The following is an 11,988-nucleotide window of genomic DNA, read 5'->3' as shown; positions in this document are numbered from 1 at the left end:
GTTGGGCGCCCGGATTGCCAGCCTGAACGTCCGGGTGTGGGCGAAAACGGAACGGCAGCTTCACCGTCGAAAAGACCCAATAGTGGACGCTCAGGGCATGGATTCTCTTTCGAGAAGCGGACGCCCATTCATGTATGACGGTATCTACGAACCTACGAATTCTCGGCGCTGACGGCCGGGCGATCATGCCAGTGACCTGTAACCGGCTCGCGGCGCTCCCTAACCGGCCACGCGCTGCAACTTGGCAGAAGCGGTACCAACTTCGACCTCCAGTGTTTGCGCGCGTGAGTCCAGCGCGATCGCGGGGATGTCGAAAGGCTCCACGTCACTCGGATGGTAAGTGAACCGGAAGCTGTTCGCGGTCCGTGGATCGAAGTCGAACGTCGCCAACACCGTTCGGTCAGCGAGACGCACGATCGAGACCTTTGTGCGCGGCACCTTCTCGGCAGCCCGATTAGCATGGCGTCCATCGCTCATGGCGTATAGCCCCGACGCGTCCGGCCATGTGACGCCCAACCCCTCTGCCGGCGTGCCGTCGGCATTAGTCGCGATTACGGAGATAGCGACCGTGGGATCAAGCGTTGGCGATCCGCTGGAGTCCAACCGGGCGGGGCTGGGCCGGTTGTGAATGTGTATGACATCGCCCTCGACAGTCCAGAAGCCTTCCGCCTTGATGAAGTCGCTATCGGTGGGGCCGGTCGTAATCCGATACAGCGCGGTGTGATCGGCGTTCAGGTGCACGTCGATCTTGAAGTTGTCGCTTTTCTCTTCGTAATGGTAGCGGCCGACGAGCACTCGCTGATCGGTAATAAATACCGGCACGCTGTTTGACGGCAGTTGGGCAATCGCGGGAGTACACAACGTGAGCAACGCCGAAGCGCTGCCCCTGACGATACACTCGAACTTCCGCTGCATGACGCCCCCTCTCACTACCGGAGAGACGGCCGGAAGTTGGGGTAAGTTCCCGATCAGCGACATATCCGATCGCTAATGCTGCCGCGGCGACTGAGCGCGCGACATCTCTAAAGCGGCGTCAGAGCGCAATATGACCCACTTTCGGTCGATCAGAGCGGCCAGCCCAGTCCCCAGCTTCGGACGTTCGTTCAGATGCTAGCAATAGAAGCCGCCAACCTAACGTCTTTGCGATGTAGAAGAATAACTGGAGTCCAGTCGTAATCAACGACATGGGAGATAGCATAAGTTCATCCCCGTATAGCCCTGTCGCGTGTCATGGGCCAACGAGCACCATGCCGTTGCCGACAAGGTCGAAACGATCCATCGGTTTGCCGATAAGAAACCCCTGAACCTGATCGCAACCCCACCGTCGCAAAACAGACAGCTGCTCTTCGGTTTCAACCCCTTCGGCAACGATGATAAGGCCCAGGCTTTTGCCCAGTCCAATCGTCGCCCTGACGATCGATGATGACGAAGCGTGGCTGTTCATTGTGGCAACGAAGCTCCGATCAATTTTGATCTTGTCGAAGGTGAATTCTTTCAGGTTGCCAAGCGAAGAATGGCCTGTTCCGAAGTCGTCCATCACCACTTTTGCGCCGAGCTTGCGCAGCTTCTCGAGGGTAGCGAGAACGTTGTCGCGCTGAAATCCCATTAGGGTCGCGCTTTCCGTTACTTCGAGCTCTAATCGCTCGAAATCGACGTCCCAACGCAGTGCGGCATCGCATATCTCAGCCGCAAGGCCGACGGAGCGAAACTGTATGGGCGACAGGTTCATCGCCAGCGACACCTTGGGGTCCCAGGCCGAGGCAGCACGAAGTGCCTCATCGATCACCCATGAACCGATAGCCCCGATGAGCCCGCTGGACTCGGCGATGGGTACGAAGATGTCCGGTGGTATGTCACCCAGGCTGGGATGCCTCCAGCGAAGCAGTGCCTCGTACGCAACAATCTTCAGCGAGATAGTGTCGGCAATCGGCTGGAACACCAGACGGAGCTCGTTCGCCGGAATGGCAGCCTCAAGGTCCCTGGCAAGCCGAACACGCTGGGTTTCCTCGTCCTTCAAGTTCTTATTGTAGACGCGCGCCGTATTCCTGCCGTCCGCCTTGGCGCGATAGAGCGCGAGATCCGCGAGTTCGTGAAGTTGGTCGCCGGTCTGACCGGGTTCCGAAAGAGCTACTCCGACACTCATTCTGATCGCGACGCCCTCGTCCGACGGTGCGGAAGCCATCTTGAAGATGCGCGAGATCAACGCCTCTATCGCTGCAGGTTGGGAACGCGCTACCTGGATGACAGCGAATTCGTCGCCGCCGATACGCGCAACCAGGTCATCGCCGCGGACACACGACGATAGGAGATGCGCAGTGCGCTTGAGCACACGGTCTCCGCCCGCATGACCAAATCGGTCATTAATAGCCTTGAACGCGTCCAAGTCGACGGCGAACACCGCTACGACGTCCCCGGTCCGCGCGCTTCGGGCAAGTTCGTGAGCTAGACGGCTCTCGAAGAGAAGGCGGTTCGCCAACCCGGTCAGCATGTCGTGATTGGCTAGGAACTCTGCGCGACGTTCGGCGGTGCGGCGGCTCTCTACGGCATTGCGATATTCGTACAGTCCTCGCGCCAGGTCGCCGAGCTCGTCCGCCCGCTCTACGCCGGGCACATCCCCATCGCTTTCACCGACCCGGAACTCGCGTAATCGCGCAGCCATAACCGTGATCGGCAACACCAGTCTTCTGCCCAGCCAGATAGCCATGCCAAATATGATGGCCACGATGCCGAGCCCGCCGAGTAGCACAGACATGATGTCCCTACGGCTTTCACGCCGGTTCTTGTCTGCGGCCCGCCAAATCGCCGAGGTCAGTTCCTGTCGCGCTTGACTGCGCCTCGTCTCCAGGGCCGTGAGCGCGCCTAGGAAACGCGGCATTGCCGCCCCTATGCCCGAGGGTCGCAACCGGCTTGTTTCGATCAGCTGGTCCGAAGCCTTGGCAAAAGCGGCGGATGCTTGCCGTACCGCCTCCATTGGAGCCGATCTCGGTTCCGACCTGCCATTGAATAATCTGTGTGCTTGCGACGATCGCCGATCGAATCCTGCGATACGATTGTGAAGATCCTCCCAGCGTGCGTCAGGCACCGTCAAGCCGCGTTCCACAGCGCGGGTCAGGCGACCAAGATCCTGACGCAACTGTCGTTGTTCCTGATCCAGCCGATCTTCTTGGCCAAGCTCCTCGCTGAGCAATGCAATGCGCAGATCGGCGTGATGAATCTTGTTGCCAACCGAAAGGCCGATAGCCAGCAGTGCCAACGCCATTAAGATGACAATTGCGCAGGCCACAGATACGCGTGCCGATATCGATAGTCGCAAATGCTTCTCCCCGACCCCGCTTGACCCCAAAGCGTTACATTATGGTTATCCGCTGCTGCGGATCGGCACGCGTCCGGTTGCACCACCCGGTCATCCGCTGACATCGCTGGGCCGCCCCGCCAGGCGCGACGATCTGGAGCCGCACGTCCAGCTCGTGCTTTCCGACCCGGTCGATCCGTGCGGCGCGAACTACGGACTGTCGAGCGCGCGGTTATGGCGCTGCGTGGATCCGGGCCGACTGTTTGACTTCCTGCTTGCCGGCTTCGGGTGGTGCCGCATGCCGGAGCGTCTCGTCGCGGCACCGTCGCTGACGGGAGGCTGATCGCGATCGAGATCGAGGACGATCCAACGCTCAAAGAGGGGCTCGTCAGCTATGCAGCACACCGGCAGGACCACGTGCTGGGTCCCGCCGGTCGCTGGCTGCTCGCCACGCTGCGACAGCCGCTTGAGCGTCAGGGCATTCAAGGCAGCTACGATTGCAGTGCGTCGACTTGGTAGTTTTTCGCCCAGGCGTTCAGCTCTCCTGGAAAGATGTCACGCACCAGGAAGAAACGATCCCAGAACGGCGTCTCTCGCAGTTTCTCGCAGAAGAGCTGGTAGCTGTGATGGTCCTTGGATTCGATCATCCAGATGTCACTGATCTTGGCTGTGTAGAATTCGACATCGTACCACTTCAGTCGAACGCGTCCCTTATACTCGTCAAGGATGGGCTGAAAGGTTTCGCGGGCATGAGCCAGGCGTGTGTCGAACGAGAAGCCCAGCCATTCGGGCGAGGTTTTGACCATGAAGAACGTCGTGAGTGCGGCGTCGAACTGGGCGGGTTGCGTATCCATAATGCTTCCTTGCGTCTTGATTGACGACCACAAAATGTGAGCATAGGCTCAGCTTGGCTACTCGCATTGGTTCAGATGACTGCACGGGCTTCCGATCAGCGCACACTCCCCCGAAAACAGCCGCGGCAGGCCCGCGCGCGGCATACGGTGGATGCGATCATCGAGGCCGCTGCTCGCATTCTGGAGGAGCAGGGACATGGCGGCTTCACCACGAACGCGGTGGCTGAACTGGCCGGCGTCAGTATCGGCACATTGTACCAGTATTTTCCCGACAAGGATGCGCTGCTCGGCGCGCTGATCGCTCGTGAGACCGCCGGCCTTGTCGAAGGAGCCGAGGCCGCTTGTATGCTGGCAACGGGCCAGCAGGCGCTCGATGCCCTGGTCCGGGCGGCCGTGCGCCATCAGGTCCGCCGCCCTCGCTTAGCGAGGCTACTCGATTTCGAGGAAGCACGTCTGCCGCTGGATGCTGGGACGCAGGTCGTAAGATCAAGGTTCGTGGCGATCCTTGCCGAAATCCTCGCCCGCCCGGACTTTCCCGAGCAGTCGGACATAGCCGCTGCCACCGGCGACGTCGCATCAATCATGCGAGGTATGATCGATGCCGCCGGCGAGCGCGGTGAGCAAGGACAGGACGCGCTTGTGGCGCGGGTTCGTCGAGCCGTACTAGGCTATCTCTCGATGCCGGCTGGCAGCTGCCCCTAGCTGCCTTCCCGGATACATACGCAGGCGGACACGGCACTCGTACTCTTCTGTAGATGTGTCGAGAAACCTGCCCAGCTTGCGGCGCGCGCCAGGCATTGCCCGACGCGATTTTGACCCACAAGTGGTCGTTCAGCGTCCCTCGCCCACTCCCCAACTCCGGACGCTTGTTCAGGTGCTGTTTGACAACTGAAACTGGGCCGCTAGCCAACCGGCGGCTTTTGAAGCTGAAAGGGCAATAGCTGCCATAGCTGATCGCAATCGCTCTCACTGTCCGGGACAACGATGGACGCTGGAAACCGGGATGGCTGCTTCTCTATCGCGGCTCGACCCAATAGGCGCAGGCTGCTCTCGCCGCTGGGAGATCGCCGATTTGACGGATTGCTAGGCAGAAATACCAACAGACTTCGTGCCTTTCTCGCGGGGCGGCCAGTAGCCGCATGATGGTTTGCGAAAGGCGGCGTGGATCAATCTTCTGGACGCCCTTGCCACTCGAAAAGGGCTGCAGCCACCACGAACACTGACGCCTCTTTCACGGACACGTCCAGATCCACAAAATGCGCCTGGCTCCCGTGATGCACGAAATCAGGTCGAGACCGATTCGGGCATCGTTCGTGCAGAGGCTGCAATCACATTCGCTCTCGAAAAGCAGCTGCCACGATACACCATCTTGTTGGCGGCGAAGGGGCGAGCCCGATGGCTTTTAGGATCGAGCCAGCAGGTGATCGCTTCGCAGCCACAGGGGTGCCAGGCACAAGGGAATTGAGGATAAGGGCAGAATGGCATCGTGCATCGGCACGCCCAACACGTTTGCGGCAAACGCGCGGCGCGCGTTCATGCGTGCCCACATATCCGGGTAGCGCGCAGCGATATCGCAGCGCAGTGCAGTGTCGGCGAAGACCACGCTGTCTTCGCAATTCAGCGCCCAGCCATCGCGCATCGGCGTCGGAATGATGTCTACCTGCATGTGCATTCCGGACCGGATGCGGTCGTCCGAACCGGGACGGATCGGCGTGTGCGACCATTCTTCGTGGCCGGTGAGGTGGCCGGGATTGAGCAGCGAGCGCAATCCCCCCTCGGCCAGCGTCTCGCTGACGCCGGCGTACAGATCGCCGCCGGCGACGCCGATGTCGGCCAGCGCATACCAGCGGATCAGACCGGCGAAATAGGCCGCGGCGATGGCCACGAACTCGTCATTGTCATCGTCGATCAGCCCCGCACGCGCGGTCAGCCCGCCCCATAGCCCGACCGCTGTGGACGCCCCGTCGCCTTTGGCGATCCGCCGCCAGCCCGGGCTGGCCAGGCCGATCACCGCGCCGCCCGCGGCGTCGCCGGTTGCCAGCATCGCGTGCACGTTCATCGGTTCGCCGCGATACTTGAGGTTGAGCGCTGCATCGCGCTCCAGATCACCGGGGCGCGTGCCGCGCACGACGCTCCACACCATGTCCGACGCGCGCGCCGCCGCCGCTTCGAAGATCGCGATCTGATCGGCGTCGATGATCGAGCGCTGCCCGGTCTCGGGGTGCAGCATCACCTGCGTGACGTCGCTGACTTGTTCTCCCCCCGCCACGCTGCGCAGCGCGTCGAGATAGATTGCCGGGACGAAGCTCGGTGCCGGGCCATCCCACTCTGCCGCCTCGAGATATTTCCAGCCGATCACGCCGACGCGGTCGCCGCGACGTAAGCCGGCGCTCTGCAGCACATCGGTGACGCGCGGCGCGGTGCTGCGATCCTGCCCCAACAGGCTCATCGTCTGCGACAACAGCACTGCGACGCCCGGCAGGGGCGACAGCGCGGCATAGGATTCGCATTCGTTACCGGTGATCACCACACGCCGCCTGTCCGGACCGAGCAGCAGGATCGCTTCTTCGAAACGCGGCTCGAAGCCGGCGAGGAACATCACGTTGGCCAGGTGTTCGCGATCCGCATAGACTGCCAGCCAATCGGTCCCCGCCGCCTGCAGCGCCGCGTCGCAGCGTGCGGCATAGGTTTCGGCCGGCAGGGCCGGCGGCGCTGCGATCGGCCCGAAATCGGGTATCGTCACCGGGCGAAGGGCGATGGTCACGGCAAAATCCTTTTGCAACGGCTATTGCGGCGGGTAATATATATGACTTATGCCCGTGTCAAAGGAGCGTGGTATGGGGAAATTGCTTGCAGCGCTGGGAATGGCGATGCTGTCGACGGCGGTCAGCGCCGCGGCACCCGGCCCGGCGGCTCACGTGCGCCACGTGACGATTGCGCGCGATTCTTTCGGCATCGCGCATATTCGCGGCACGACCGACGCGGATGCGGTGTTCGGCATGATGTACGCCCAGGCCGAAGACGACTTTCCGCGCATCGAGCATAATTATCTCGCCGCGATGGGGCGGCTGGCCGAAGCGGAGGGGGAGCCGGCACTGTGGGCGGATCTGCGTCAGCGGCTGTTTCTCGATCTCGATGCCTTGCCGGGCGAGTATCGGCGCAGCCCGGCGTGGCTGCGCGCCCTCATGGATGCCTGGGCAGGCGGTCTCAACCATTACCTGGCGACCCACCCGATGGTGCAACCGCGGCGGATCACCCGTTTCGAACCGTGGATGGCGTTGGCCTTTTCCGAAGGCAGCATCGGCGGCGATATCGAGCGGGGGGTGGATTTGGCCGCGCTCGAAGCCTTTTATGGCGGCGGCAAAAGCCCCGCGCCGGCGCGATTGGCGGACGCCGGGCGGTTGATCGAACCCAAGGGCTCGAACGGCATCGCCATCGGCCCGTCGCGCAGCGCCAGCGGGCATCCCCTGTTGTGGATCAATCCGCACACCTCGTTCTTCTTCCGCGCCGAACAGCAGGTGACCAGCACGCAGGGGCTCGACGTCTATGGCGCGGCGACCTGGGGGCAGTTCTTCGTCTATCAGGGGTTCAACAAGCAGCTCGGCTGGATGCACACGTCGAGCGGCGTCGATACGATCGACGAGTTCGCCGTGGCGGTCGCGCGCCGCGCCGGACGGCTGTCCTATCGTTACGGGCGCGCGTGGCGGCCGGTCCGGCAACGGATCGTGACGCTCGGGGTGCGTCAACCCGACGGCACGATCGCCCCCCGCCGCTTTACAGTGCTGGCGACGCATCACGGGCCGATCATCCGGCAGGAAAAGGATCGCTGGATCGCGGTCGCGATGCTCAACCGGCCGCGCGCCGCGCTCGAACAGAGCTATCTGCGCACGCGCGCCGGGTCGTTGGCAGACTATCTTGCTGTGTCCGAGCGCAAGGCCAATGCGTCGAACAACACGATCCTTGCCGCGGCGGATGGCACGATCGCCTATCTCCATCCGCAGTTCGTGCCCATTCGCAACGATCGGTTCGATTATACCCGGCCGGTCGATGGCAGCGATCCGGCGACCGATTGGCAGGGGCTGCATGCGTTAAAGGACCTGCCCCAGGTGGTGCGTCCGGCGACCGGCTGGGTGGTCAACACGAACAACGCGCCGTGGACCGCGGCTGGCGCCGACAGCCCCAAGGCGGCGGACTTCCCGCGCTATATGGACCTGCTCGGCGACAACCCGCGCGGCGATCATGCCACCGCGTTGCTGTCGCGTGGCGAGCTCTTTTCGCCGCAGACATTGACGCGCACCGCCTTCGATAGCTTTCTGCCGTTGTTCGATCAGCAGATCCCACGCTTGCAGAAGGAGTTCGAAGCGCTGCCGCCGCGCTCCGCCATGCGCCAGCGCCTGGCCGCGCCGATGGCGATGTTGGCGCGCTGGGATCGGCGCTGGAGCATTGAGTCCGAACCGACCACGCTGGCAGTGCATTGGGGCGAGGCGTTGTGGGCGAGCGAAGGCCCGAAAGCGGCGGCGGCGAACGTGCCGATCTTCGCCTATCTCGCGACCCGTACGACCGATGCCGATCGCGTCGCCGCGCTCGATGCAGCGGTCGCGCGGATGCAACGCGATTTCGGTAGCTGGCGTGTCGAGTGGGGGCGGATCAATCGCTTCCAGCGACTTGACGGCGCGATCGCGCCGCGCTTCGATGATCGCGCGCCGAGTGTGCCGATCGGCTTCACCTCGGGCAATTTCGGGTCGCTCGCGTCGTTCGGGGTCGATCGACAGCCGGGGCAGCGCTGTCTGTACGGCACCAGCGGGAACAGCTTCGTCGCGGTGGTCGAGTTCGGCCCGCGCATCCGCGCCTGGGCGGTGTCGGCGGGGGGCGAAAGCGGCGATCCCGGCTCGTCACATTTCGACGACCAGGCGAAGCGCTATGCCAGCGGCGATCTGCGCCCGATCATCCTCGATCCGGCCGGGGCTGGCCGGCCCTATCGTCCGGGTGATGCACACCCGCCCGTGCCCGTCCGCCGCGTTTCGGCTCCCGGCACACCCTGCGGCGCCCCGTGACGGCGTATCAGGGCCGTGGCGGAAGGTTGCTGGCGGCGAGCAGCAGATCGAGCGCGCCGCGAATGAGGTTGCTCATCAGGGTGCCCGCCAGTTGCGCGCGCCCGCCAACGATGGCGTCGGCAACCTTTTTGTGATCGAGCGCGCTGGCGCGCGGCACGCCTTTATATTCGTTGGTGCGGCGGATCGAAAAGCGCAGTGTGGTCTCGGCGAGACCGGTGAATTGCCGCATGAAACGGTTGTTGCTCGCCTCCAGCACCGCAATATGGAACGCGATATCCGCCTCAAGCGCGTCCTCCTCGCCGCGGTCGGCGGCGTACATGCGATCGATCGCGTCGATGATCGCGCGGCGCTGCGGCCCGCTCGCGGAATGCGCGGCAAGCGTGGCGGCGCGCGGCTCGATCGACATGCGGATCTCGGTGAAGTCGATCAGCAGATCGATCGAAAAGGCCCGCTGCAGCATCCAGCGCAGCACATCGGGATCGAGCAGGTTCCAGTTCGCTTCGGGCTGCACCAACGTGCCGGCACGCTTGCGCGCGAGCAACAGCCCCTTCGCAGTGAGCATCTTCACAGCCTCCCGCAACACCGGCCGACTGGCGGCATAACTCAGGCATAATTCGGCCTCGGTCGGGAAGGGTTCGCCCGGGCGGTAGGTCTGCGTGACAATCGCCAGACCGAGGTCGTTGACGATGCTCGAGGTAAGGTTGCGGCCATCATCGGCCGGCAGACGCGCCGCGTCCTCGAACGATGGATCGTCGCCGGCGTCGATGCGCGGGATCTTGTCGGTCTTCAGCATACTGCAATGAATATCCGCATCGTGGCGAAAGCGCCATGCGCGGTTGCTCCGATCAGACCGCGCACGGCGTGGGCGGTAGTCCGCGGACGCCGGGGTCGATCTCGAACAGCGCGCCATCAGCCCGCCCGCCCGGCGACTCGAGCGCAGCCGAGGTGACGAACAACCGATCGAGACGGTCCCCGGCGAAGGTACAACTGGTGATGTTGACCGCAGGGAGCATATGCGAGCGAACCAACTGCCCTTCCGGGTCGAAGCGGCTGATCCGGCCCCCGCCCCAGTGCGCGATCCACAAGCCGCCGTCGGCGTCCGTCGTCATGCCATCGGGATAGCCCCATGATTCCGCGAACGTGATCAGAAGTTCGCGTGGCCCGAGCGCGCCTGCCGCATCGACCGCAAAGCGATAAACTTCGCGGCGTCCGCTATCGGCATGATAGAGATAGCGGCCGTCGGGGCTGAACGCGGGGCCGTTGGTGACGGCATAGCCGTCATCGACCTGCGTCGGACGGCGATCGGAGTCGAGGCGGTATAGCGCACCCGATTGTTCGAGATCCTCGTCATGCTTGGACCCGAACCACAAGCGCCCAGCACTATCGACCTTCGCGTCGTTCAGGCGGTTGCCCGGGCGGTCCGGCTCGGGCGACAGGAGCGGGCGGATCGTCACCGGATCAAGCGACAGCGCGACGATCCCGCTCTTGAAACCGGCAAGCAGATTGCCGCAATCGCGCCGCTCGACCACCCAGCCGATCCGTTCGGGCATCGGCCAGCGCTTCACGTCCAGTGTCGCCAGGTCGAGCGCATTCAGCGCTTGCCCGACGATATCCACCCAATACACTCTCTGCGTCGAGGGGCTCCATGTCGGGCCTTCGCCGAGCTGATCGACGACCCCGCGGTCAATGATAATATGCGCGTCCATGCGATTTCCTCTTTTCAACGAATATATATGACTTAAAGCGTCTGTCGATCGGGATGATTTCAATCCCGCGCATAGCGAGGGGCACTACGGCAATGCCGATTACGCGCAGATCCATGCTTGGCGGCACGGTGGCCGCAGGCGGTCTCGCCGTTGTCGGCTGCGCGCGGCCACCGCAGCATGTACGGATCGGCTTCATCGTCAAGATGCCACAGGAGCAATGGTTCCAGGACGAATGGCGCTTTGCGCGCGCCGCGGCGCGGGACTTTGGCTTCTCGCTGATCGAGATCGGCGCCGAAGATGGCGATCGGGTCTTATCCGCTCTGAACACCTTGTATGCGCGCTACGCCGGCGGGTTCGTAATCTGCGCGCCCGACCCGCGGCTGGGGCCGGCGATCGCTGATTTCGCAGCCAACAGCGGCATGAAGGCGATGTCGGTCGACGATCGCCTGTCGGCCGCTGGCGGGGCGCCGATCGCGGGCATCCCGCATGTCGGCATTTCGGCGCTGGCGATCGGCGACCTGGCGGGGACGGCTGCAGCGAGCGAGGCGCGACGGCGCGGCTGGGCGCCGGCCGAGACCGGCATCCTGCGGATCGCCTATGACAGCCTGGAAACCGGGCGGGAGCGCACCGGCGGCGCAGTAGCCGCGCTGCGCCGCCACGGCTATACGCAGGTCTTCGATGCGCCGCAGCGTACGACCGACACCGAAGGGGCGTTCACCGCCGCTGCTCCGGTGCTGACCGCGCGGGCGCGGATCGATCGCTGGATCATCATCGGGCTGAACGATGAAACGGTGGTCGGCGGCGTGCGGGCGGCGGAAGGCCTGTCGTTGGCGCAGAAGAGTCTGATCGGGATCGGCATCGGCGGGTCCGAAGCCGCCATTGCCGAACTCGGCAAGCCGCGTGCCACCGGTTTCTTCGCCACCGTGCTGCTCAGCCCGCGGCGGCACGGCTATGATACGAGCGCCGCGATGTATCGGTGGATCGCGCGTGGGCAGCGCCCGGCCGACGTCACGCTAACCAGTGGCACGCTGATGATGCGCGACAATTTTCGCGCCGTCCTGGCGCGGGAGGCGCAGGCGTGA

The 11,988-nt window shown here is 63.7% G+C and carries 10 protein-coding genes; 4 read left to right on the top strand and 6 right to left on the bottom strand.

Annotated elements, in window-relative coordinates; all coding sequences use genetic code 11:
- Window positions 1-219: 219 nt before the first annotated feature.
- Complete coding sequence (locus NV401_RS15110; protein WP_261295269.1) at window positions 220-915, bottom strand: hypothetical protein; 696 nt, start codon at window positions 913-915, stop codon at window positions 220-222.
- Between the two features lie 313 nt (window positions 916-1,228).
- Window positions 1,229-3,259 (bottom strand): putative bifunctional diguanylate cyclase/phosphodiesterase, encoded by a 2,031-nt coding sequence (locus NV401_RS15105; protein ID WP_261295268.1) that lies wholly within the window; start codon window positions 3,257-3,259, stop codon window positions 1,229-1,231.
- A 4-nt stretch (window positions 3,260-3,263) separates the two neighbouring features.
- Between NV401_RS15105 and NV401_RS15100 the strand changes: the two genes are divergently transcribed.
- The gene (locus tag NV401_RS15100) at window positions 3,264-3,635 is read left to right on the top strand and encodes a substrate-binding domain-containing protein (protein ID WP_261295267.1); all 372 of its coding nucleotides are present in this window, start codon (window positions 3,264-3,266) and stop codon (window positions 3,633-3,635) included.
- A gap of 148 nt (window positions 3,636-3,783) precedes the next feature.
- On the opposite strand, the gene NV401_RS15095 is transcribed toward NV401_RS15100, so the two are convergent.
- Window positions 3,784-4,146 carry a darcynin family protein gene (locus NV401_RS15095; protein ID WP_261295266.1) on the bottom strand — a complete coding sequence of 121 codons (363 nt, stop codon included), beginning with the start codon at window positions 4,144-4,146 and terminating at the stop codon, window positions 3,784-3,786.
- A 147-nt stretch (window positions 4,147-4,293) separates the two neighbouring features.
- On the opposite strand from NV401_RS15095, the gene NV401_RS15090 reads away from it, so the two are divergent.
- Window positions 4,294-4,848 carry a TetR/AcrR family transcriptional regulator gene (locus tag NV401_RS15090; RefSeq protein ID WP_261295265.1) on the top strand — a complete coding sequence of 185 codons (555 nt, stop codon included), beginning with the start codon at window positions 4,294-4,296 and terminating at the stop codon, window positions 4,846-4,848.
- Between the two features lie 700 nt (window positions 4,849-5,548).
- Here the strand turns inward: NV401_RS15090 and NV401_RS15085 are convergent.
- Window positions 5,549-6,910, bottom strand: a complete 1,362-nt coding sequence (locus NV401_RS15085; protein WP_261295264.1) for a M24 family metallopeptidase — start codon at window positions 6,908-6,910, stop codon at window positions 5,549-5,551.
- A gap of 73 nt (window positions 6,911-6,983) precedes the next feature.
- Here NV401_RS15085 and NV401_RS15080 point away from each other — a divergent pair, with 73 nt between their 5' ends.
- Entirely contained in the window at window positions 6,984-9,200 is a 2,217-nt protein-coding gene (locus NV401_RS15080; RefSeq protein ID WP_261295263.1) for a penicillin acylase family protein, read from the top strand.
- Between the two features lie 7 nt (window positions 9,201-9,207).
- On the opposite strand, the gene NV401_RS15075 is transcribed toward NV401_RS15080, so the two are convergent.
- Both NV401_RS15075 and NV401_RS15070 read right to left on the bottom strand, forming a co-directional pair.
- Window positions 9,208-9,993 carry a FadR/GntR family transcriptional regulator gene (locus NV401_RS15075; protein WP_261295262.1) on the bottom strand — a complete coding sequence of 262 codons (786 nt, stop codon included), beginning with the start codon at window positions 9,991-9,993 and terminating at the stop codon, window positions 9,208-9,210.
- 52 nt (window positions 9,994-10,045) lie between these two features.
- The gene (locus tag NV401_RS15070; RefSeq protein WP_261295261.1) at window positions 10,046-10,906 is read right to left on the bottom strand and encodes an SMP-30/gluconolactonase/LRE family protein; all 861 of its coding nucleotides are present in this window, start codon (window positions 10,904-10,906) and stop codon (window positions 10,046-10,048) included.
- Between the two features lie 113 nt (window positions 10,907-11,019).
- Here NV401_RS15070 and NV401_RS15065 point away from each other — a divergent pair, with 113 nt between their 5' ends.
- On the top strand, window positions 11,020-11,988 hold the full coding sequence (locus tag NV401_RS15065) for a substrate-binding domain-containing protein (protein WP_261295260.1): 969 nt from the start codon (window positions 11,020-11,022) through the stop codon (window positions 11,986-11,988).

Source organism: Sphingomonas hylomeconis, assembly GCF_025370105.1.
GTDB classification, from domain to species: Bacteria; Pseudomonadota; Alphaproteobacteria; order Sphingomonadales; family Sphingomonadaceae; genus Sphingomonas; species Sphingomonas hylomeconis.
Note: the sequence above shows the minus strand (reverse complement) of the source record. Positions and strands in the feature narration are given on the sequence as shown.

Coding starts and splice junctions, on each gene's coding strand:
- NV401_RS15100 (WP_261295267.1), top strand. CDS start 3,264: ATGACAATTGCGCAGGCCACAGATACGCGTGCCGATATCGATAGTCGC.
- NV401_RS15070 (WP_261295261.1), bottom strand. CDS start 10,906: ATGGACGCGCATATTATCATTGACCGCGGGGTCGTCGATCAGCTCGGC.
- NV401_RS15075 (WP_261295262.1), bottom strand. CDS start 9,993: ATGCTGAAGACCGACAAGATCCCGCGCATCGACGCCGGCGACGATCCA.
- NV401_RS15080 (WP_261295263.1), top strand. CDS start 6,984: ATGGGGAAATTGCTTGCAGCGCTGGGAATGGCGATGCTGTCGACGGCG.
- NV401_RS15095 (WP_261295266.1), bottom strand. CDS start 4,146: ATGGATACGCAACCCGCCCAGTTCGACGCCGCACTCACGACGTTCTTC.
- NV401_RS15065 (WP_261295260.1), top strand. CDS start 11,020: ATGCTTGGCGGCACGGTGGCCGCAGGCGGTCTCGCCGTTGTCGGCTGC.
- NV401_RS15110 (WP_261295269.1), bottom strand. CDS start 915: ATGCAGCGGAAGTTCGAGTGTATCGTCAGGGGCAGCGCTTCGGCGTTG.
- NV401_RS15105 (WP_261295268.1), bottom strand. CDS start 3,259: ATGGCGTTGGCACTGCTGGCTATCGGCCTTTCGGTTGGCAACAAGATT.